Source organism: Cohnella nanjingensis, assembly GCF_014212125.1.
Classification (GTDB): domain Bacteria; phylum Bacillota; class Bacilli; order Paenibacillales; family Paenibacillaceae; genus Cohnella; species Cohnella nanjingensis.
Genome location: NZ_JACJVP010000001.1, coordinates 232,662 through 253,357, shown reverse-complemented (window position 1 = coordinate 253,357; position 20,696 = coordinate 232,662). Strand labels below are relative to the sequence as shown.

Genomic DNA, 20,696 nt, shown 5'->3' with positions numbered 1-20,696 from the left:
TCCTTCTTGCCTCCTATTATTGGTCGTGGACGGCGCAGCGGTTCGGACCGATCTCCATCTCGCGCTGCTCGTCTTCATCTGGCGTTTGCTTGCCCATATTCGCTTGGCGGATCGCTTGGTAAGCGTTAGGCTGGGGCGGCAGGTTCTCCGTGACCTCGCGCCGAAACGCCTCTTCATCTGCGATATTCAGCCCCGGATTGCTGCGGTACAGATCCGATAGTCGCGCCATCACTTTGCCGCCTTCTCCAAGCTCCGACACTTGACCGAAATGCGCGGGAAGGACGATCAGATCTTGCGGCAGCCCGCGATATCGTTCGTATAACGTCTCGCGCAGATCGCCGACCCAATCCTCGGCCAAGCCGGCCAGGTCGGGACGACCGATCGATTCGACGAACAAGATGTCGCCCGAGAGCAAGTATCGTTCGTCCACGAGGAGCGACGTACTGCCGATCGTATGGCCGGGGGAGTGGATCGGATGAATCCGGATCGCGGTGTCGCCTACGACGATCTCCCGGCCTTCTTCCAAGCTGTCATAATGGAATATCACTTCGGTTGCGTCCTTGAGCGGCAGCCAGTAGGCGGCGCCTGACCGATCCGCCAGCTTGCGTCCTCCCGAGAGATGATCCGCATGGAGATGGGTGTCGATCGTATGCTTGATCTTGACGCCCAATTCCGCCGCGAAGCGCTCATAGACGTCGGTCATCCGGGCCGTATCCACGATCGCCGCCTCCTCGCCGGAGACGATCATGTAAGACAGACAGCCTTTGCCGAGCCGGACGAACTGATACAGCGCACCGCCGTCCGCCAGCTCGCCGATCTTGACGGGCGCCAGATGCTCGCTCCAGGACTTCATGCCGCCTTCCAGATAGTACACCGGGCTTCGTCCGGCTTCGACGAGCCGCTCGGCCACGAACTTGGACGAGCCTTCTTTGGCGCAGACGACCAGTACGGGTCGATCTGCCGGGATACGCGCCAATGCCGGTTCGACCCCTTCCAACAGCGTAAAGTAAGGGAGATTGATCGACTTTATACGTTCGCCTTCAATCCGCCAGTTGCGATAGTCTTCCTCGTTGCGAACGTCGAGAATGAACAACTCTTGCTGGTCTAGTACGAATCGCGCGAGTTCCTCGGCCGTCATGGCATGAAGTCCGTTCGATACTTCCATAGATCGATCCCTCCTTAGATGTTGTCTTGCTCCGTCGGGCCGTTCCAATCGGATATGCCGGGCACCACATTTTTCACTTGCTTGAATCCTTTGTCGGCGAGCAGTTGGCACGCCAGATCGCTGCGGGTCCCCGTCCGGCAAATCACATGGATCTCGGCTTCGGGATCCAGCTCGTCGAGCCGGCTCTCTAGTGCGCCGAGCGGAATCGATATCGAACCCGGTAGACGACGGAACGCGAACTCAGCCGGTTCGCGAACGTCGAGAATCGTGACTTGCCGGCCGCCGCTCTCCATTTTCTTCGCGAGCTCCTCGTTGGAGACAGTGTACGGATGTTTCTTTAGCTCCTTGGTCTCGTCTGGGCTAGCTTTGCGTAAATAATGGCGCAACAAGTTTCCTTCTTCTATAGTCCCCAAGTATAGATGGCCGGTGTTTTTCGCCCATCCTTGCATATCGGCGAGCGAGCCTCGATCCGTCGCTTGCACTTCGATGACCTGACCGGCTTGGAGCTGGTCCATCGCCTTTTTGGTCTTCACGATCGGCATGGGGCACGCCAGGCCTCTACAATCCAACGTTTGGTCTGCTTGAATATCCGGCAACGTTCCGCACCTCCTAGGATGTTTGTGCCATGTTGATAAGCACTTCGGGACATAATCGTACGTTTGGCTTATTCGCCGTCTTTCATACATATACCCCTATGGGTATAATGATAAGCGCGACGAATGCCTCTGTCAACCGCTGTTCGGGACGGATCGCGATTCCTTTTCTTTACAGCCGCCCCTGCAGACAGGCATTGTGGCAGGAATTCCACACGTCCATCAAGCCGATACTAACGAACGATCGCTTCGGGCGCATTCGTCTCCAGATCTTAAATAAGGATTAAATCGGTCCGAAACGGGTTGCCGGAATGGAAGGTTTGTCCTATACTGAGGCCGCAACACGATCTCGCTACGAAGAGAGGATGCGACTCAAGTGAACAAGCGATATCGGATGGACAGCAAATCCAAGACGAACAACCGGCTTCGAATCGCCCCCCTCCTGCTTATCCCGTTGTTACTAGGGGGTTGTCTACTCAGCACGAACCGAGGACAGGCAGCGACCGGAGGACAAGCGACGGCGAAGGCTCATCCCTACCGCCCCGACCATATCGTCATCGTCGTCGAAGAGAACCATTCGTATCAGGAGATTGCCGGCAACGCTCATGCGCCTTATATGAACGAACTAATGGCGGCCGGAGCCAACTTGACCAATCATTACGCGATCGAGCACCCTAGCCAGCCCAATTACTTGGATCTGTTCTCCGGCTCCAATCAAGGCGTGAAGAACGACAATCCCAAGATCTCTTTCAAGACGGACAACCTGGCGAATGAACTGCTCAAGCACGGACTGAGCTTCGGCGGGTATTCGGAAGGGCTGCCGAAGAAGGGATATACCGGCCTCTACGACTTGAAGACGGGCTACGCCAGAAAGCATAATCCGTGGGTCGACTTCACCAACGTGCCGAGCGCAGCGAACCTGCCCTTCAGCAGCTTCCCCGGCGACTATGACCAGCTGCCGACCGTCTCGTTCGTCATTCCGAACTTACGGCACGATATCCACGACGGCACCATTCGGGAGGCGGACGACTGGCTGAAGAAGAACCTCTCCGGCTACGTGAAATGGGCCAAAACGCACAACAGCTTATTTATTCTGACCTGGGACGAAGACGATCTCAGCGCGAAAAACAAAATCCCGACGGTACTTGTCGGCCCCATGGTCAAACAAATGACCGTAAAAGCGAAGACGAACCACTTCACGATCTTGCGGACGATCGAAGACCTATACGGACTCCCCGCCTTGGGCAAGAGCAAACAAGCGAAACCGCTGGATGTTTGGCAAACGCAATCCGAGAAATAAAGCGACAATTATGTGAATATCGCTTTTTGTTAACGGAATGTTAAGATTCGAGGGGTATCGTAGAGGAAAACAGCAGGTGGTGCTCCTTAATGAATGTTCAGCTCTTTCAATGGCTAAACGAGGCGGCCGGCCGATACGCTTGGCTGGACGATCTCATGAAGGTTTGCGCGCAGGATATCGTCTGGATCATGCTCGCCATCCTGGCCTTGATGTGGTTCACGGGCAGGGAGTCGAATCAGAAGCTCGTCGTATACGCTTGCCTCACGGCAGCCGCGGCCTTGCTGCTCGCGAGTTTGATTTCGCCCGAAGTGAACCACCCGAGACCGTTTGTCGATCATCAGGTGAACCAATTGATCCCGCATGCGCCCGACCCGTCCTTCCCCAGCGACCATGCCACTTTGGCGTTTTCGCTCGCGTTTGCCGTTCTGTTCGGCAACAGGAGGTTCGGCGTCCTCTTGCTTGGGCTTGCGACCCTCACCGGCATCGCGAGGGTGTTCGTCGGCGTGCACTACCCCGCGGATATTGCGGGCGCGGTTGTGTTGTCATTTATCGTTGGCATCGTCGTCTGGGGGCTGCGCTGGCGTCTCGAAGCCGTTCCTCTCTTCTTTATCCGGCTCTACCGCAAGATCGTGCCGGGAAGCTCGTCTTCCTCTTGATCGCAAAAAAGCCGACGCATCCTCGAGAGGATGCGTCGGCTTTTCATCGTTCCCTCTCCATTTTCATCATTCCCTCTCCAACGAGCAGCGGGCGAAACTGTGCGTTCATCTGCAGACGTGCACATGTCGTACGAACGATCCTTTGGGAATGGCGCAGCTCTCCTGGATCGCGAATCCCGCGTGAACGATCAGCGGCTCGATCGGCTCCGTCGTGAGGATCACGGCGCGTTCCGCCAAGCGCCGCAGGCTCGCGATCATCTCCAGCTGCTCCTCCGGCGGAGCTACCGAACATCGATTGTACGGCATGTCCAGCACGGCGGCGTCGTACGACCCGCTCAATGCCCTCACGTCGCCCAGGGTCACAGTTGCCGGATACCCGAAGTGCGCCAGATTCATTCTCGCGCCGCGAACGGCCAACGGATTCACGTCGTTGCCCACTATATCGATCCCCATCGAGCGCGCCTCGATGAGGACCGTGCCGATCCCGCAGCAGGGGTCGATCGCCCGGACGCCTTCCGGCGCAGGTACGGCGATATTCGCAATCGCTCGGGCAACCCGCGTGCTCAGCGCGGTGGAGTACGACCTGGGCTTGCGGTTATGGCGGAGCCAAACCGCTTCGCTCTCGACGACCTCGCCGAATACCCACCGGTCCTCCAGCTGCGTGATCCCCAGGAGTCGCTCCGGTCGCCGCATGTCGACGCGGCCCCGCAGTCTGGCGCCTACCCTGCGCTCCAATGCCAAGCGATCCTCGTAGCGGAGCTTGACGGCTGTATCGACATAGATGAGTTTGAACGAACGCTCGTCCGGCGACATCGCGTCAGCCTCGCGCTCCAGTTCCTCCAGCGAGGAGCCTTCCCATCGAATCTCGAGACGCCGCTTCATGAACGGGCTTCGGCGAGGATCGATCGATATCGGACTACAGACATATTGATCCTTCGGCGCATCCCCCCGCAGGTCGAACAAAGTGCGCCACTCGAGTTCGCATAGCTCTCTCTCGTCCTCATGGCAAGCATACGTGTAGACATACAATACTTTCCTTCTCCAATCATACCGATCGATAGTTTACATAATATATGTTATGTTCGTTCATGTTGATCCTTCAGCTTCTCCGCGACGGAATCCATCTTCTGCGCCATCGTCCCGACCTTGTCCCTGCGATCGTCGATCGTGATGGATGTCGACACGCGCTTCGCCCCTTCGCGGAACGGCACCTCGTGCATTCTGCGAATGACGGCGAGAATGTCGTCCAATTCCCCTTCGATAATCGTGCTCATCGGCGTCAGTTGATGCTTGATCGATTCAGGCGCCTCTGACAGCACCCGTTCGACCGACGCGACATAGTCGCTCACGCTCGTCGACCCCGTCCCTAGCGGAACAATCGTCACTTGTACGATCGCCATAATCGTTCTTCCTCCTTCCGTATCGTTCGTTTATAGCTTTCCGTAAGACTTCAACGTGAGCAGCCGCTCTACGGTCAAGTAACCTCGCCATTCCAATTCGACCGCCGGCGACAGCGTAGCCCAACTGATCGGCCAGCCGCCGTCTTCCCGCTGCTCCGCTTGCATATAGGCCAGATGAAGCTGAACTTCCTCGGGCGTTACGAACTTCGCCGCGTAGCTGTCTCGCCTCGGCGCCCAATCGAGCACTTTGTGCACGTAGCCTTGCGCTTCGGGATTGCGCTCGATGCTGCCGGGCTTGGCCAGCCATTCGTCCAATTTGTTCAAGTACGGCCGCGACAACGCGCGATCCGGGAACACCCGTAAGAAGCTGATCCAGTGTACCGCTTCGTGATAGCCGTCCGGCTCCGCATTCTCCATATGTTCCCACATCTGACGGACGGATAACCGGAACCAGGGCTCGTGCTCGTACCCCATCCATGCTTTCTGCTTCATCAGCAGCCCCAACAGACTCCCCGTCGGATTCACGCTGAACGCGTCGTCGCTCGATGTCTCCCACCAAGGGGCATGCGGAAACGCATTGATCGACAGATGCGCCCTCGGGAATCCGCCGTCCGGCAGTGCGATCTGCTTCAAATAACGGCCGATATGCCCGACCATGCCGGCATCGTACCGGTCGAGGTCGTCCATGTACAGGAGTGCGAGCTCGGTTGGGACCGGCTGACTGTGCGGGCACCGGATATCCGGTTCGAGCGCGTGGCCGAAGCCGCCGTCGTCGTTCTGATAGCCCTTGAGCGCGGTCAAGACCGCTTTTTTCGTCCCTTTTTCCCAGTAGTAAGCGAACCTCAATCGATCCAAGAGACGCGCATTGCGGTAAATGAACGACCTAGCCTTGTCAAGCGTGTCATTCGGCAAGCCACTGCTCATCATGAATCCATCGCCTACGCTTTCTATTATTTAATATTATTAATATTTAATTGCATGAGTTGATAGCGATCGCTGTCGGAGAGCTTCCTGATTCTGCTATAATAGGAGCATGACATCGCACGGATGGGTGAATCGGAATGAATTTGCAGAAAAAGAAAGACCGCGAGGAGCTGGAACAGCGCATCCCCCGCATGCCGTGGTACGTCGAGAAATTCGTCAACTACAAACTGCCCGACCTCTCTCCCTCTTCCCTGCTCGAATACGTGCGGGATTACGAGGCGTTCTTCGCTTGGCTCATGGCCGAAGGCCTGACCGAAGCGGACAAGATGACGGACATTCCGCTCCTCGATCTGGAGCGTCTGCACATGGACAGCGTCGACAACTTCCGGATGTTCCTGGCGACGCGCAAGGAGCAAGCCAACAGTCGGACGACGATCTCCCGCAAGCTGTCGTCCCTGCGATCCTTGTTCCATTATCTCAGCCAGATCGCCGAAGACGAGAACTTCTACCCGCTGCTCAAGCGCAACGTGATGGCGAAGGTATCGATCAAGCGCACGCACAAGCCGAAGGACACGGCCGCGAAGCTCGAAGGCAAGCTGCTTCAGGAAGAGGAGATCCTGTCCTTCATCAACTACATCCGGCAAGATTATGCGCATGATGTCGCGACGAACAAGCAAGCGCTGTATGCCCATGAGCTCAACCATACCCGCGATGCGTGCATCGTCAGCTTGGTTCTGAACTCCGGGCTCCGCGTGTCGGAGCTGGTCCACTTGAACGTCGACGACCTCGATCTGAAGAAGAAGCTCCTCTACGTCTATCGCAAAGGCAAGAACGACGATACGTTTAAGACGCCGGTCTATTTCCGACATGACGCGATCGCCGATCTGGAGTCGTATCTGCAGCAGCGCGAAACCCGTTACCGCGCGCCCAAACGCGAGAAAGCGTTGTTCCTTGCGCTCGCGAACGGCAAGACCGAAGGTTCCCGGATGACGAAGCGGGCCGTGCAAGAGATGGTGATCAAGTATGCGAAACGGTTCGGCAAGCCTTATCTGTCCGTGCATAAGCTTCGGCATTCTTTCGCGACCGATTACTACCTGCGCAACGACCTCTACAAGACGCAGGAGCAATTGGGGCACGCCTCGCCGGAGACGACCCAGATCTACGCCCATCTGACCGACAAGACGATGGAGGAAGCGATCGACCGGCAGCGCGCGGCCGAGTAATCCGGCGTCCGTATCGCCGACGCGCCGTTAACGGCGCATTCGTTCAAGCACCAGATGCGCCAGCCGCTTGGGGGCCGCCCGGCAATACCCTTCCCGTACCAAGGAAGCGGCTTCCGCCCAGTTCGTCGTTTCCGCGGCGATCAGGGAGACCCAGCCATGCTGGCCGATATAGGGTGTCTTGAAGTACGGCGCATCCGGTTGCTGAAGCAAGATCTCCTGCGTGGCCGGCGAAGTCTTGAAAGCGATGGAACAGCCGCGTTGGCGTTCTCCCATCATCACGAACGATTTGTTGCGAACATGGAATACCGTGTGGCCGAAGCCGTCGATCTTCTCCTCCGCTTCCGGCAAACCCGCGCAGATCTCCCGGATTCTCGTCACTGCTTCGAGACCGACCGCAGACAAGATCTCGTGCTCCATCGAGCGGTGCCCCCTCTCTTCGTCATCGCCTCCGCAGCCAATCCTTGGAAGCGCTTGTTCACCCAGTATAGCACAAACAAACCCCCGGGCGCGCCCGGGGGTCGTTGCGTTAGCAGAGGGGGAACGGCCCGATCGACCGCCGACGATGCCGTTGTCAGACCAAGCAAGTCAAGCAGAGCGAGCGGATGCCTTCGGCTTCGCGCGACAGCTTGTCGAGACCCGCGACGGCCTCCGGAATCCGTTCGCGCAGGACATCGGGCCCGTCTACGCCGTCGAGATATCTCCCCAGGAAATGCACGAATACGTCCAGCTTCCGCAAGCGAATGAGCGGCACGATCGCTTCCGCCTCGGCCGTCGAGAGCTTCACGACCGATCCGTACCCTTTCAGAAAAGCGGACATCGCCTCTTGCGATCCCCCTTCGCCCAGCATGCCCGACAGAACCACCGCCGGCTCCATCGCCCGCACGTCGCAGGTGCAGAACTCGAAGTCGAGGATGGCCGCCAAGCGCGTCGGATCGGCGGGTTCGCGGAGCAGATTGGAATCGTTCACGTCCCCGTGAATCAGCTGATGCGGCAGCGTCTTGAACGTCGGCAAGAGACTGCGGAGATGCCGGAGCTGCGCGTTCAGCCCGGCCAGCTCATCGCGCCATTCGGCCAAAGCGTCCGGGGGATTCGCGCAGAAGGCGTCCACCCGCTCGGGCGGGCAGGACGGATGCGCCGCATCCAACTCGTAATAGGGGGCGTAGGCGGGAGCGATGTCCGGGCGGATCTCCCGCAAAGCGATGGACAGGCGGCCCGTCGCTTCCCCGATCGCTCGCGCCGTCTGCGGGTCCAAACCGTTCGGGCGGGCGCCGTCTACGAACGCGAATAGACAAGCGTAGCGCCCGCTGCCGTCCTCCAGCCGAACGAACGTCGAGCCTTCCGTCGTCCGGCTCGGCACGGGTACGCGGAACGGCAGCGCCTGACGCGACAGCGCCAGCAACGTCTCGTGTTCGAAGCGGATCTTGTCCGGATCGCGGTGCGTCTCATAGATGCGAAGCACCCACTTGCGGCCGTCCGCTTCGACGAATCGCGTCGTATTGTTCCAGCCGCTCTCGCCTTCCGCGACGACCCATTCGCCATCCGGCCAATACGCGCGAAGGACTTGATTGTACGGCATTCGATTACCCCTTCTTCACGACCGAAGCGTTCACGGCCGCTTTCTCCGCCTCCGTGAAGATGCCCAAACGCCAGACGGCCGCGCCGGCCAATCCGTATCGCTTGGCGAGGCCGAGCTTATCGCCGACCGTCGTTTCGTTCTCCGCATCCAGATTCAAGGCGAGGAGCAGCTTGTCCTTCCGGACGCCCGAATCGAGCGTCAGCTTGATCGCCTGATCGACGAGGCCGTTCGGCTGCGGTTTCTTCCGTTCCGCGTCGGTACCGTAATCGTAGGCCATCAGCACGAGCTCGTCCGCCATTTTGGCCAATGCGGCGTAGTCGTAACCTTTGTACGCGCTGTTCGGCGGCGGCACGGCGAGGGATACCTTGATCCCGTCGGGTGCGACCGTCTCCACCAGCTGCTTCACATAAGCGTTCAGTTGGGCCTTGGCCACCTTCGGATCGTCCTGCCAGCCCAACCCCTCGAAGTCGAGCAGAATTCCGCCGAACCCGTTGTCGACAGCCAGCTCGTGCAGCTGCGCGATGGAGGAATCCCGCAGCGTTTTGTCCGTCAGCACCTTCGTGAGCTGCCGCTTCCCGTCCATCGCCAGAATCGCCAGATAGGCGCGGGAGCCTTGGGCGTTCACGTCGCCGACGATCGACTCGGGCGTGACGTCCCCGGCGGCGTCCGGCCAACGCCACTTCGACCCGTTGGCGTCCTTCAGCGTAAAGACGCCGTTGTCGTCGATTTGGCTCCAGCCGAAAGCGACTTCGTTGAAGCCGGAGAGCAGATCCCGCTGATCGTAGGAAGAGATCGCGTAGAAGCCGAGCAGACGCATCGCGCGCTGCGGCGAGACGATCGTGACGGTCTTCGTCGCCCCGTTCCAGTCGACTTGGGCGCCGAATTGACGGCTGAAGAAAGCAAGCGGAATGAGGACCGAACCGTTCTTCATGACGGGCGCGGCGCTCAGCGTCTCCTTCGCGCCGTTCACGGCGGCGAAGCTCTGGCCGACCTTCAAGCGGACGTCTTTGACCGTTCCTTGCGCATCCTTGCCGGTCGCGCGCACCGTCTTCGCGGCGGCGTCATAGGCGACGCTGATCCCGAGCGCTTCGGCGATCGTCCGGAATGGAACCATCGTCGCGCCTTGCGTCACGATCGGCGGCACGCTCGCCGTCAACGGCACGCGATCCAAGACGATCGTAACGGCGCTCCCGGCCGCCGAAGCGCCGGGCGCGGCGGCGCCGACGAAGATCGAGGCGGCCAGCGCGGTGCCGGCGAGTTTTTTGGTCCAAGATAAGGTCATAGGGGTTCTCCTATCGGCTAATGATAGATTGATAGTACTGCAAATCTTCTCAAATTATATCAAACGGAGAATGAGAGATTCAATGAAGGCGAGCCGAGACGGTCAATACGCGCAAATAGTCCCCTTCCGGCAGCGCGCGGACGGAGGGGACTAGCGTGGTCCGTAGGAGAGAAAAACGCACGGCTTAGCATGACGAGTAGATCGACGAAGCGCTATTCATTCCAGCGATTCAAGAAGGCCGACTGCCGGTACAGATAAGCGCGCACGGCTGGGTCCGAGCACAAGCCGATAGCCAGACGGTAGGCGGCCCGGGCTTCTTCGCGCCTTCGCATCCGTACGAGCAGATGGGCGCGCAGCGCCCAATACGGCTGGTAGCCTTCGACCGCCGAAGAAGGGATCGCTTCCAGGAGCCGCAATCCCGTCTCCGCCCCTCTGGCCTCTGCCACGGCGGCGGCCCTGCCGACGAGCGACCCGATCGTCGGCGCCAGGCGGACCAACCCTTCATAGAGCAGCCCGATCGCCTCCCACTCGACCCTACCGGTCCGCGCCCGCTGGGCGTGCACCGACTGAATCGCCGCTTCCAGTTGGAAGCGCCCGATGCGTCCCGCCTGCGCGGCACGATTCAGACAGCGTTCGGCTTCCTCTATATGCAGCACCGACCAGCGGGACACCTCCTGTTCGAGGAGCGGCACGTAACTCCCCGTCTCTGAACGCCTCGCCTCGCGGCGGGCTTCGCCATGCAGCATGAACGCGAGCAAGCCTTGCGCCTCCGGCTCTTCGGGCATGAACCGGACGAGGAGCCGCCCCAGCGAGATCGCTTCCTCGGTCAATCCCTTGCGGCGCGGGTCGACGCCGGCGAGGTCGTCCCACCCGCTCCCGTAGGCGGCATAGATCGCTTCCAGCACGGCGTCGATGCGCTGCGGCAGCGCTTCGGCGTCAGGCAGTTCGAACTGGATCCGATCTTCGCGGATTTTGGCTTTGACGCGGGTGAGCCGCTGTCCCATCGTAGCAGGCTTCACGATGAATGCCGACGCGATGCGGGCGGCGTCGATGCCGAGCACGGCGTTCAGCATGAGCGGCGTACGCATCGCGGGATCGATGTCGGGATGCGCACAAAGGAACAACATTTGCAGACGTTCGTCGGGAAACGCGACGTCTGCCGCACCTCCTTCCCGTTCCATTCGATCCGTCATCGCGAGAAGCGCGGGCAGCGTCTGCTGCTGCAGGCTAGCCCGACGCGCGCCGTCGATCAGTCTTCGCCGAGCGGCGGTCAGCAGCCAAGCTTCGGGTTTATCCGGCACGCCGGCGCGCGGCCAACTCTCCAGCGCAGCGACAACGGCGTCGGCCAACGCATCTTCGGCCGCCGCCACATCGCGCCAACGCACGGCCAAATAGGCGATCAGACGGCCGTAAGATTCCCGGACCGCCCGATCGATCGTATCGCGCGCATTCCTGCCCGCGCTCACTTGAGCGGCGCGAGATTCTCACGCACTTCGACGGCGCTCACGGGGCTTCGCGCCGCCCATGTCAACGCCGCGTCCAGATCCGGCACGTCGATGACGAAGACGCCCCCCAGCTGCTCCTTCGTCTCCGTGACCGGCCCGTCTTGGACCAGCGTCTCGCCGCCCCGCCGTCGCAAGGCCGTCGCCGTCTCCGGCGGGTACAGACCGGAACCGCTCACCACGACGCCGGATTCCCGCAAAGCATGGACATAGTGCGTCCAGCCTGCCAGGTAAGCCTCCTGCTGCGACGGGTCTTTCCGCTGCGCGAATTCCTCCGGACTTTCAAAAAATAAAAGGGTGTAGTGCATCGTAGTTTCTCCTCTCGGACATGGGATGTGCGATGCAAGTTGCTCGCATGATAATGTCGAACGGAAACGGCGGATTTCTACAAAGGCTCAAAAATTAAATGTTGGAAGGGCGACCGTTCCATAAGTTTACATAATATATGTTATGTTTATTTAATCTCATCAAATAAAAATTCATGATCTAGGATCGAATGATGCCTGGCGATCTCGATACGAATAGATCCACTCCGTTAAAGGGAGTGGATCTAAAGATGTCTACCATCGAATGCGCAAGTTCAAGCAACTTGCAGCGGATTGCTCAAGCCAGGGGCAGATCTCCATTGCGCCCCTCTTCCCGTTCCTGCACTCGCTCTTGCTCTTGCCCCCGCTCCCACTCTTCCCTCAACAGCCCCATCTGCACGACGTCCGCATAGCGTCCATGCCGATACAGCTTCTGCCGCAGCCGGCCTTCTTCGCGGAATCCGCACTTCAAGTAGCTGCGGATCGCCCTGGCGTTGAAGTCGTAGACTTCGAGCTCCAGCCGGTTCAGGTTCAACTCACTAAAAGCGTACGCGGAGAGCAGCTTCATCGCTTCCGTGCCGTAACCCCGTCCGAAGTTGTCCGGCGAGCCGATGACGATGCCGATCCGGCCGACGCGATTCTTCCAGTCGATGGCATCAAGGCCGATCTGGCCCAGATACAGCTCGGTTGCGGCCTCGGCGATGACGAAGCTGCGGCAGTCCGGCTTCTGATCCATCATCGCGATCAGAAACTCTTGCGTCGATTCCAACGTATGGGGATAGAGAAAGATATCCGAGAGGTTGGAGACGATCTCGGCGTCATTCACCCAGCCGCGGATCGGCACGAGATCCTCCGGCCGGTATTCGCGCAGCCGAACCCGCTCCCCTACGATATGCGGCATCGCTTATTCCTCCTTTAAGTAGCCCCGCTCCACCGATTGGCGGAGCAGGTCCATCGCGAACGTCCACAGCGGCGGAATGGCGTGCTCCAGCACGCGGAGGCGGGCGACGGCTTGCGAATGGGTTACGCCGTGTTTTTTCCAGCTGTGTCCTTCGGTATGGAAGTTGTGCAGCATCGGCTGCAGCCGGTCGAGCGCGGCCGCATAGCGGGCTTCCGGCGTGTCGCCGTCTTCGAACTCCTGCCACAGCGCGCGCCATTCGAGCGCCTGATCTTCCGGCAGCAGGCCGAAGAGCCGCGAGGCCGCGGCGGATTCCCGCGCTTCCTTGTCCTGATAGCCCCGCGTATCGTAGGCGAACGTATCGCCCGCGTCGATCTCGACGAGGTCGTGAATGAGCAGCATCCGGACGATCCGCGCGATATCCGGCTTCGGATCGGGCGCATGCTCGTGCAGGATCGCCGCGAGCATCGCCACATGCCACGAATGCTCCGCGTCGTTCTCCTGCCTGCTGCCGTCCAAGATCAAGGTGCGGCGCAGCACTTGCTTGAGTTTGTCGATCTCCAGGAGAAAAGCAAGCTGCTGCGTCAAACGCGATTCGGTTGAGGTGGTCATCTTCTGCACTCCTAACATTCCATTCATGTGCGGGCGGCGGTCAAGGCGGACACCCAGTCATCGGGCAGTCGCACCGATTCGTGCGCGATCCTGGCGAAGTCAAAGCCGGCGACGAGCTCCCCCGGCGAAGCGGGTTCGGGACGGTCCGTCAGGCCGGTCAGCCAAGCCAGATAGCCGACCAGTCGGCGGGAGCCGACGCCGAGCTCCCTCAAGCCCGACAGGGTGACGGAGCCATGCCGCTTCGACAGCCGGCCGCCGTCCGGGCCGAGCAGCAGCGGCGCGTGCGCGAATCTCGGCGGCATCGCGCCGAACGCCTCGTACAGCGCCAATTGGCGCGGCGTCGAATCGAGCAGATCCCAGCCGCGAAGGACGTCCGTCACGCCCATGGCGATATCGTCGGCGACGACGGCCAGCTGATAGCCGACGATGCCGTCCGCCCGCTTCACGACGAAGTCGCCGCCGGCGCCAGGCGGATAACGGACCGGACCGGCGATCCCGTCCTCGAAGGGAAAGGACCGATCGGCCGGCAGCGCGAAGCGCAGCGAAGGCGTCTTGACCGCCGCCCGCGCCTCGCGCTCGGCAGCCGTCAGACGGCGGCAGGCGCCGGCATAGGCCGGGCCTTCGGAGGCGAGTCCGTGCGGCGCGCTGGGCGCGGACAGCAGATCCGCGCGGCTGCAGTAACAGGGATAAAGCAGCCCCTGGCGGCCGAGGTCATCGAGCGCTCGCGCATACCGATCGAGCCGCTCGCTCTGCGCGTACGGGCCGAAGGGTCCGCCGATATCCGGCCCCTCGTCCCAATCCAGGCCGAGCCAGCGCAGCTCTTCTGCGATCGCGGCCGCCGATTCCGGCCGGCAGCGCGGCTTGTCCAGATCTTCCATGCGCAGCGCCATCGTCCCGCCCCCCGCGCGGATCTGCAGCCAGGCGAGCAGCGCGGTGGCCGCGTTGCCCAGATGGAGCCGTCCGGACGGGGTCGGGGCGAACCGGCCGCGGACGGGCGTCGTTTCCGGCAGCATCGCTTCCGTCGCTCCTTTCTTTTTTATTGTTATTGTAGCATAATTCGGTTCATATTCAGTTCACATTGATCCTGCACGATAGGATCGTACATTTCATCCGCCGGTTCCGGACAAAATTCGATATAAATGAGGGATTCGCATGTCCAAAGCTTCCGCCCCATCCCGCTCCGCAGCCAACCCCGGCGCCAGATGGCGGCCGTTCCTGAAGCTGATTCGCCAGACCCAGCCTTCCATGCCCGTCATCGTCTTCGCGCTGGCGCTCAGTCTCGCCACGGCGGCTGCGGGATTGTTCATCCCGCTCATCACCCGCAACCTCGTCGACGGCTTCTCCTTCAGCGACGTCAAACCGCTGCAGATCGCGATGATCGTCGGCGCGTTCCTCCTGCAGGCCGCCGCGAGCGGAACCGCCATCTACCTGATGAACAAGGTCGGCCAGCGCGTCGTCTACCGGCTGCGGGACAGGTTGTGGCGCAAGCTGCTGCACCTGCCCGTGTCCCAGTTCGACCGGCAGCAGACCGGCGAACTGATCAGCCGGATGACCAACGACACCGGCATCGTCAAAGCGCTCATCAGCGAGCATCTCTCCACGCTTATCTCCAGCATCCTGTCCATCGTCGGCTCCATCGTGCTGCTGTTCGTGCTCGATTGGCGGATGACGCTCCTGCTGCTCGTCGCGATACCGCTCACCGTCGGCGCGCTCATCCCGCTGGGCCGCGCGATGATCAAGATCTCCCGCGCCATGCAGGACGAGAACGCGAGCTTCACGACCGTGCTCGCCCAGGTGCTGTCGGAAGTCCGGCTCGTGAAGTCGTCCGGCGCCGAGCCGATCGAGTACGAACGCGGCAGACGCGGCATCCAGAGCCTGTTCCGGTTGGGCGTGAAGGAAGGGCTCATCTCGTCGATCACCGCCCCGCTCATGTCCATCGTCATCATGGCCCTCCTCGTCGTCGTCGTCGGCTACGGCGGCATGAGCGTCTCCTCCGGCGGCATCTCGACCGGCGAGCTCGTGGCCTTCGTGCTCTACCTGCTCCAGATCGTCTTCCCGCTCAGTCAGTTGACGACCTTCTTCACCCAATTCCAGAAGGCGGTCGGCGCGACGGAGCGTCTCATCGACCTATTGGAGCAGCCCGAGGAAGAGCATCAAGCCGGCCGTTCCGTCCCTCGCGAGGAGCGGGATATCCGCATCGATCGCGTCAGCTTCGCCTATGGCGAGGGGGAGCCGATCCTGCGGAACGTCGACTTCGCGATTCCGCAGGGCAAGGTGACGGCGCTGGTCGGACCGAGCGGCAGCGGCAAGACGACGCTCTTCTCCCTCCTGGAGCGCTATTACGAGCCTACCGAAGGCGCGATCCGGTTCGGCGGCGACGCGATCGCGGGATACCGCCTGCCCGAATGGCGGAGCTTGATCGGCTACGTCTCCCAGGAGAGCCCGCTCGTCGCCGGCACCGTCCGGGACAATATCGCGTACGGCTTGGACCGCGAGGTCGGAGAAGCGGAGCTTCGCCGCGCGGCCGCCATGGCGAATGCCGAGTCGTTCATCTCCGAGCTGCCGGAAGGCTTCCTCACGGAAGTCGGCGAACGGGGACTGAAGCTGTCCGGCGGCCAGCGCCAACGGATCAGCATCGCCCGCGCGCTGCTGCGCGATCCGCGCATCCTCATGATGGACGAGGCGACTTCGAGCCTCGACAGCCAATCCGAAGCCGCCGTTCAGGACGCGTTGCGCAAGCTCATGCGGGGGCGGACGACGATCGTCATCGCTCACCGACTGTCGACTGTCGTCGACGCGGACCAGATCGTCTTTCTCGATCGAGGCGAGATTACCGGGATCGGGACGCACGAGGAGCTGTACCGAAGTCATGCGCTGTATCGCCAGTTCGCGGACCAGCAGCTCCGAATGCCGACGTCGCAGAACGAAGAGATCCCTACTTTCCAGTGAAGGAGAATGAACCGTGACCCGATTGCTTATCGTGGACGACGACCCCCATATCCGGGAGCTCGTCCGGCTCTTCCTCGTGAACGAAGGCTTCGACGTTCGCGAGGCCTCCGACGGCGTCGAGGCGCTGAAGCTGATGGAGTCCGTACAGATCGATCTGGCGATCCTCGACGTCATGATGCCGAACATGGACGGTTGGGAGCTGTGCAAGCAGCTACGCGAGCATTACGATATCCCCCTGCTCATGCTGACGGCCAAGGGAGAGACTTCGCAGAAGGTGAAGGGCTTCCAGCTCGGCACCGACGACTATCTCGTGAAGCCGTTCGAGCCGGCGGAACTCGTCGTGCGCGTCAAAGCGCTGCTGAAGCGCTACAAGATCACCGTCTCCCAGATCGTCCAATTCGGGCAAGTGCAGATGAACCGGCAGACCTACGAACTGACGGCGGGCGGCCAATCGCACACGCTGCCGCTGAAGGAATTCGAGCTGCTGTTCAAGCTTGCCAGCTATCCGGGCAAGACCTTCTCGCGCGAGCAGCTCATCGAACAGATCTGGGGCTACGACTATGAGGGCGACGAACGTACCGTGGACGTCCATATCCGCAGGCTGCGCGAAAGGTTCCCCGAACCCGAGTTCGGATTCCGGATCACGACAATTCGCGGACTCGGCTACCGATTGGAGGGACTCGCGTGAAAGACGGACGCGGAGAGCGGCCGCGCGGAGGCGGATGGCCGTTCGGCAGAGGCCATCCCCGAGAGGGAGGGCCGGGCCGCCATGGAGGACGGCCGAACGGCGGCGAAGCGTCGCGCGGCAGAGGACTGCCTCACGGGAGGGGGCCGGTGATCCCCCCTGCTCCTGAACGAGGAAGGCCTCCGAACGGGCGGCCGTACGGCCCAGGAATGCCTGCCGAACGATCCCCGCATGACTGGAACCTGATGCATGAGCGCCAGATGCGGCAACACGGTGACGAAACGCATGGCCCGGGTCGGAAGCCGACCTGGCGGCAGCGGCTCGCGCTCAGGCGGGAGCGTCAACTGCTCGAACGGCAGCAGAGTGGCGCGCATCCTTTCGGAAGGCAGCCGCCCTTATGGCAGATCTTGTTCGGCATGGCCGCTTTTCTGGCCGGCTTCTCCATCCTGTGGGCGATCGCCCACCTGATCATGCGGGGCGTCAACCACCTCTGGACGTTGCCCGTGGCGATTCGCGAGTACGTGACGCTGCTGCTGGCTTTTTTCCTATTCGGATGGACGATTACGATCGCACGCCTCTTCTTCAGGCCGGAGAGACGGGTAATCCAGGTCATGACGACGATCATCGACGCGATGCAGCGGATGGCCAAGGGCGACTTCAATATTAACGTCGAGGCGCACCCGCGGTTCGCGGGCGAATTCTATGCGATCGTGCAGAACCTGAACCGGATGGCGGCGGAGCTCGGCCAGGTGGAGCAGATGCGCCAAGAATTCATCTCCAACGTGTCCCATGAGTTCCAGTCGCCGCTCACGTCGATCAAAGGATTCGCCCAAGCGCTCCAGCAGGACGAGATCACGACAGAGACGCGCAGATATTATTTGAAGATCATCGAGACGGAGAGCGACCGACTCTCCCGGCTCAGCGACAATCTCCTGAAGCTGACCTCGCTCGAATCGAAGCATCATCCTTTCCAGCCGAAGCCGTTCCGTCTCGACCGGCAGATCCGCCGGGTCGTGCTCTCCTGCGAACCGCAATGGGTCGACAAGCAGATCGAGATGGATATCCATCTGCCCGACGCCTCGATCGAAGCCGACGAGGAGCTGCTGAACCAAGTCTGGATCAACCTGCTGAGCAACAGCATCAAGTTCACGCCGCAGGGCGGCACGATTACCATCTCTTTGACCTTGACCGAAGAAGAGGCGGAGATCGTCTTCTCCGATACGGGCATCGGCGTCTCGCCGGAGGATCTCCCCCATCTGTTCGAGCGGTTCTACAAAGCGGACAGATCGCGGAACCGGACATCCGGCGGCAGCGGCCTCGGACTGTCGATCGTCCACAAGATCGTGCAGATGCACCAAGGCCGCATCGACGTCCGCAGCGAGCCCGGCGCAGGCACGTCGTTCGTCGTCGTCCTCCCGCAGAAGCAGACGCCCGCCGATCCCCTCTCCTAAGCAACCTCGCCATCCCGCATCAAAAAACTCCCCTCCAAAACGGAGGGGAGCGGCATACCGCATAAAAAACTCCCCTTCTAAACGGAGGGGAGCAGCATATGCATCGCATGTTTGAAGAACAAGGAAATAAGTCCGCGCGCGGAACTGGTTCCGGTCTTGCGCATCATGAACGCCAAATGATTTTTGAGCGTCTTGGGCGAGATGAACAGCATGCTCGCGATATCGTCGTTGCGCTTGCCCTCCAGCACGAGAATCTTCATGACCTGCGACTCTCGGGTCGTCAGCTTGTACCGTTTGGCAAAAGAGACGAATATCGGGCTCATCATCGTCAGCGAAGCTTCCGAAGGCTCGAACGGCAGCGTCCGGATCGGCTTGTCGATTGAGATCACGATTCACTTCCCTCCTTCCATCCGTTTCGTTCCCGCAAAAATCACAACTTGAACGTCTTCACCATCTCCTGTAGTTCTTCCGCCACTTTGGACAGCATGAGGGAGGAAGCGGCAATCTCTTCGCTCGAGGCGAGCTGCTCTTCGGTCGAAGCGGCCACTTGCTGCGACATCGAGGCGGTGCGGGTCGCCATATGCCCCATGTTCGCGACGGACGCCGCCACTTCCTCCGAGCTTGCGGCCAGTTGTTCGGCGGCCGCGGCCGCTTCTTGGACACGGGAGGAGACGTCGGCAGATGCGCCTACGATCACTTCGAACGCACGTTCCGCCTCCGTCACGGCTTCCACCCCTTCTTGGACTTCCGCAAGCCCCGACTGCATCATCTCGGCCGCATGGCCCATATGCTGCCGGATCGTGGCGATCAGATCGCCGATGCCGCGGACGGATTCGTCCGTCTGGGTGGCGAGCTTGCGTACTTCGCCGGCCACGACGGCGAAGCCGGAGCCGTGCTCGCCCGCCCGCGCGGCTTCGATCGCCGCGTTCAGCGCGAGCAGGTGCGTCTGGGCGGCGATCTCGCCGATCAAGCCCGAGATCTCGCCGATCTGATGCGATTGCGATTCGAGCTGCCGGACTTTGGCGCCGGCCTCCTCGATAGCCTGGTATAGGGACGATATCTTGCCGGACGCTTCACGGATGCGAACCGCGCCTTCCCGGGCGGACGAGGCGGCATGCGCCGACAAATCCGCGACCTCCGACGTCGTCTCGGCGATCCGCTGAACCCCGTCGGCCATCTCTTCGATGACGCGGTCGCACTCGCCCGCCGTCGTAGCCTGCCGCTCCGAATTGGCCGCCACTTCGGAGATGGCATGCGCCACCTGCTGAGCGGCGCCGGCATTCTGGTCGGAGCTGGCGTTCAACTGTTCGGCCGACGAAGCGACCATGCCCGCGCTGTCCTGCATCTGCTGGACCGAATGGCGAAGATGCTGCACCGTTCCGTTCACGGAGACGAGAAGTTCGCCGAACTCGTCTTTTCGCTTGATTTGAATCCTTTCGATCGACAGATTGCCGGCGGCGATCTGATGGAGGGCGAACGTCGCGGCCTTCAGCGGGATCGTGATATTCCGTATGAGCACCCATGCGATCGCGATCAGGAGGAGGACGAATCCGACGCCGAGATAGAACACCGCCGACATGCTCTTCTTGTACAGCGATTCGCTGTCTTGGACGCTGCGCAAGGACCCGTTATGATTGAATGCGATCATCGTGTCGGTCATCTTCTGCATCGTCGCGAACGCGTTCGCGATATCTTGATTCGCCGCCTTCGCTTCCGCCGATTGCGGTTTGTTCGTCACGATGTCGAAATCCTTGGCGAAGCGATCCCATGCGCTGCGCAATTGATTGTAATTGTTCCGGTCTTCGCTATCCGATACGGTTCGCTCATAGTTCTGCACGTTTTTTTCGATCTCCGGGATCAAAGCTTCCTTTTGATCTTCGAACTTCTTCTTCGCGGCCGCGTCGGATTGCAGCAGCGATTGATAATGATTGTTCAGGAACTCGCTGGTTCCGATCTTGACCGAATTGATCGTCTCGACGCCAAGCAGCCAATCGTTCGCGACGTCCTTGCCGTTGTCTCTCAGGGTCTTAATATTCGCTAGGCCGAGGTAGCCTAACACGGTCATCGCCACAAGCACGACGACGAACGTTCCAAGCAATTTATGCTTGACCGTCCATTTCATCCACCTATTTCCTCCCCTAGTTTAGGCCCTGATCGCTGTTGCTATCGATGCTC

General features: G+C 60.7%; 21 protein-coding genes. 6 read left to right on the top strand and 15 right to left on the bottom strand.

Annotation, left to right across the window (positions count from 1 at the left end; all coding sequences use genetic code 11):
* Nucleotides 1–16: 16 nt before the first annotated feature.
* A complete protein-coding gene (locus tag H7C19_RS01160; protein ID WP_185140714.1) occupies nt 17–1,165 on the bottom strand; it encodes an MBL fold metallo-hydrolase in 1,149 nt (382 codons plus the stop codon).
* A 14-nt stretch (nt 1,166–1,179) separates the two neighbouring features.
* A complete protein-coding gene (locus H7C19_RS01155) occupies nt 1,180–1,761 on the bottom strand; it encodes a sulfurtransferase TusA family protein (protein WP_281384773.1) in 582 nt (193 codons plus the stop codon).
* A gap of 373 nt (nt 1,762–2,134) precedes the next feature.
* On the opposite strand from H7C19_RS01155, the gene H7C19_RS01150 reads away from it, so the two are divergent.
* Nucleotides 2,135–3,058, top strand: a complete 924-nt coding sequence (locus tag H7C19_RS01150) for an alkaline phosphatase family protein (protein ID WP_313731255.1) — start codon at nt 2,135–2,137, stop codon at nt 3,056–3,058.
* 89 nt (nt 3,059–3,147) lie between these two features.
* Nucleotides 3,148–3,714: an undecaprenyl-diphosphatase gene (locus H7C19_RS01145; protein ID WP_185140712.1), complete on the top strand. Its 567-nt coding sequence runs from the start codon at nt 3,148–3,150 to the stop codon at nt 3,712–3,714.
* 105 nt (nt 3,715–3,819) lie between these two features.
* On the opposite strand, the gene H7C19_RS01140 is transcribed toward H7C19_RS01145, so the two are convergent.
* The 3 genes from H7C19_RS01140 to H7C19_RS01130 are packed head-to-tail and all read right to left on the bottom strand — an operon-like array spanning nt 3,820 to nt 6,038.
* Nucleotides 3,820–4,743, bottom strand: a complete 924-nt coding sequence (locus tag H7C19_RS01140) for a TRM11 family SAM-dependent methyltransferase (protein WP_221468975.1) — start codon at nt 4,741–4,743, stop codon at nt 3,820–3,822.
* 47 nt (nt 4,744–4,790) lie between these two features.
* Nucleotides 4,791–5,114, bottom strand: coding sequence for an MTH1187 family thiamine-binding protein (locus H7C19_RS01135; RefSeq protein ID WP_185140711.1), 324 nt, complete (start codon nt 5,112–5,114; stop codon nt 4,791–4,793).
* 30 nt (nt 5,115–5,144) lie between these two features.
* Complete coding sequence (locus H7C19_RS01130) at nt 5,145–6,038, bottom strand: hypothetical protein (protein ID WP_185140985.1); 894 nt, start codon at nt 6,036–6,038, stop codon at nt 5,145–5,147.
* Between the two features lie 137 nt (nt 6,039–6,175).
* On the opposite strand from H7C19_RS01130, the gene xerS reads away from it, so the two are divergent.
* Entirely contained in the window at nt 6,176–7,261 is a 1,086-nt protein-coding gene (gene xerS / locus H7C19_RS01125) for a tyrosine recombinase XerS (protein ID WP_185140710.1), read from the top strand.
* Between the two features lie 27 nt (nt 7,262–7,288).
* Here the strand turns inward: xerS and H7C19_RS01120 are convergent, their stop codons facing one another.
* From H7C19_RS01120 to gluQRS, 8 genes are all read right to left on the bottom strand, one after another.
* Nucleotides 7,289–7,678: an MmcQ/YjbR family DNA-binding protein gene (locus H7C19_RS01120; protein WP_185140709.1), complete on the bottom strand. Its 390-nt coding sequence runs from the start codon at nt 7,676–7,678 to the stop codon at nt 7,289–7,291.
* Between the two features lie 154 nt (nt 7,679–7,832).
* Nucleotides 7,833–8,837 (bottom strand): phosphotransferase, encoded by a 1,005-nt coding sequence (locus H7C19_RS01115; RefSeq protein ID WP_185140708.1) that lies wholly within the window; start codon nt 8,835–8,837, stop codon nt 7,833–7,835.
* 4 nt (nt 8,838–8,841) lie between these two features.
* Nucleotides 8,842–10,119: a stalk domain-containing protein gene (locus tag H7C19_RS01110; RefSeq protein WP_185140707.1), complete on the bottom strand. Its 1,278-nt coding sequence runs from the start codon at nt 10,117–10,119 to the stop codon at nt 8,842–8,844.
* 212 nt (nt 10,120–10,331) lie between these two features.
* Nucleotides 10,332–11,585, bottom strand: coding sequence for an RNA polymerase sigma factor (locus H7C19_RS01105; RefSeq protein ID WP_185140706.1), 1,254 nt, complete (start codon nt 11,583–11,585; stop codon nt 10,332–10,334).
* The gene (locus H7C19_RS01100; RefSeq protein ID WP_185140705.1) at nt 11,582–11,929 is read right to left on the bottom strand and encodes a YciI family protein; all 348 of its coding nucleotides are present in this window, start codon (nt 11,927–11,929) and stop codon (nt 11,582–11,584) included. Before H7C19_RS01100 ends, H7C19_RS01105 begins: the two co-directional genes overlap by 4 nt.
* Nucleotides 11,930–12,224: 295 nt before the next feature.
* Entirely contained in the window at nt 12,225–12,827 is a 603-nt protein-coding gene (locus tag H7C19_RS01095) for a GNAT family N-acetyltransferase (RefSeq protein WP_185140704.1), read from the bottom strand.
* 3 nt (nt 12,828–12,830) lie between these two features.
* Nucleotides 12,831–13,436, bottom strand: a complete 606-nt coding sequence (locus H7C19_RS01090) for an HD domain-containing protein (protein WP_185140703.1) — start codon at nt 13,434–13,436, stop codon at nt 12,831–12,833.
* Between the two features lie 23 nt (nt 13,437–13,459).
* Nucleotides 13,460–14,449 (bottom strand): tRNA glutamyl-Q(34) synthetase GluQRS, encoded by a 990-nt coding sequence (gluQRS, locus tag H7C19_RS01085; protein WP_185140702.1) that lies wholly within the window; start codon nt 14,447–14,449, stop codon nt 13,460–13,462.
* A gap of 139 nt (nt 14,450–14,588) precedes the next feature.
* Between gluQRS and H7C19_RS01080 the strand changes: the two genes are divergently transcribed.
* The 3 genes from H7C19_RS01080 to H7C19_RS01070 all read left to right on the top strand — a co-directional run bounded on the left by H7C19_RS01080 (nt 14,589) and on the right by H7C19_RS01070 (nt 18,521).
* Nucleotides 14,589–16,385, top strand: a complete 1,797-nt coding sequence (locus tag H7C19_RS01080; protein WP_185140701.1) for an ABC transporter ATP-binding protein — start codon at nt 14,589–14,591, stop codon at nt 16,383–16,385.
* A 13-nt stretch (nt 16,386–16,398) separates the two neighbouring features.
* Entirely contained in the window at nt 16,399–17,073 is a 675-nt protein-coding gene (locus tag H7C19_RS01075; RefSeq protein ID WP_185140700.1) for a response regulator transcription factor, read from the top strand.
* A gap of 206 nt (nt 17,074–17,279) precedes the next feature.
* Nucleotides 17,280–18,521, top strand: coding sequence for a sensor histidine kinase (locus H7C19_RS01070; RefSeq protein ID WP_246469232.1), 1,242 nt, complete (start codon nt 17,280–17,282; stop codon nt 18,519–18,521).
* A 77-nt stretch (nt 18,522–18,598) separates the two neighbouring features.
* On the opposite strand, the gene H7C19_RS34560 is transcribed toward H7C19_RS01070, so the two are convergent.
* Together H7C19_RS34560 and H7C19_RS01060 are read right to left on the bottom strand one after the other, a co-directional pair.
* The gene (locus H7C19_RS34560; protein WP_185140699.1) at nt 18,599–18,910 is read right to left on the bottom strand and encodes a response regulator transcription factor; all 312 of its coding nucleotides are present in this window, start codon (nt 18,908–18,910) and stop codon (nt 18,599–18,601) included.
* Nucleotides 18,911–18,951: 41 nt separating this feature from the next.
* Nucleotides 18,952–20,643 (bottom strand): methyl-accepting chemotaxis protein, encoded by a 1,692-nt coding sequence (locus tag H7C19_RS01060; protein WP_185140698.1) that lies wholly within the window; start codon nt 20,641–20,643, stop codon nt 18,952–18,954.
* Nucleotides 20,644–20,696 lie beyond the last annotated feature (53 nt).

What these genes read in the sequence shown, in the direction of transcription:
- H7C19_RS01160 (WP_185140714.1), bottom strand. Translation starts at nt 1,165, where the DNA reads ATGGAAGTATCGAACGGACTTCATGCCATGACGGCCGAGGAACTCGCG.
- H7C19_RS01145 (WP_185140712.1), top strand. Translation starts at nt 3,148, where the DNA reads ATGAATGTTCAGCTCTTTCAATGGCTAAACGAGGCGGCCGGCCGATAC.
- H7C19_RS01135 (WP_185140711.1), bottom strand. Translation starts at nt 5,114, where the DNA reads ATGGCGATCGTACAAGTGACGATTGTTCCGCTAGGGACGGGGTCGACG.
- H7C19_RS01130 (WP_185140985.1), bottom strand. Translation starts at nt 6,038, where the DNA reads ATGAGCAGTGGCTTGCCGAATGACACGCTTGACAAGGCTAGGTCGTTC.
- xerS (WP_185140710.1), top strand. Translation starts at nt 6,176, where the DNA reads ATGAATTTGCAGAAAAAGAAAGACCGCGAGGAGCTGGAACAGCGCATC.
- H7C19_RS01120 (WP_185140709.1), bottom strand. Translation starts at nt 7,678, where the DNA reads ATGGAGCACGAGATCTTGTCTGCGGTCGGTCTCGAAGCAGTGACGAGA.
- H7C19_RS01115 (WP_185140708.1), bottom strand. Translation starts at nt 8,837, where the DNA reads ATGCCGTACAATCAAGTCCTTCGCGCGTATTGGCCGGATGGCGAATGG.
- H7C19_RS01110 (WP_185140707.1), bottom strand. Translation starts at nt 10,119, where the DNA reads ATGACCTTATCTTGGACCAAAAAACTCGCCGGCACCGCGCTGGCCGCC.
- H7C19_RS01100 (WP_185140705.1), bottom strand. Translation starts at nt 11,929, where the DNA reads ATGCACTACACCCTTTTATTTTTTGAAAGTCCGGAGGAATTCGCGCAG.
- H7C19_RS01095 (WP_185140704.1), bottom strand. Translation starts at nt 12,827, where the DNA reads ATGCCGCATATCGTAGGGGAGCGGGTTCGGCTGCGCGAATACCGGCCG.
- H7C19_RS01090 (WP_185140703.1), bottom strand. Translation starts at nt 13,436, where the DNA reads ATGACCACCTCAACCGAATCGCGTTTGACGCAGCAGCTTGCTTTTCTC.
- gluQRS (WP_185140702.1), bottom strand. Translation starts at nt 14,449, where the DNA reads ATGCTGCCGGAAACGACGCCCGTCCGCGGCCGGTTCGCCCCGACCCCG.
- H7C19_RS01080 (WP_185140701.1), top strand. Translation starts at nt 14,589, where the DNA reads ATGTCCAAAGCTTCCGCCCCATCCCGCTCCGCAGCCAACCCCGGCGCC.
- H7C19_RS01070 (WP_246469232.1), top strand. Translation starts at nt 17,280, where the DNA reads ATGCCTGCCGAACGATCCCCGCATGACTGGAACCTGATGCATGAGCGC.
- H7C19_RS01060 (WP_185140698.1), bottom strand. Translation starts at nt 20,643, where the DNA reads ATGAAATGGACGGTCAAGCATAAATTGCTTGGAACGTTCGTCGTCGTG.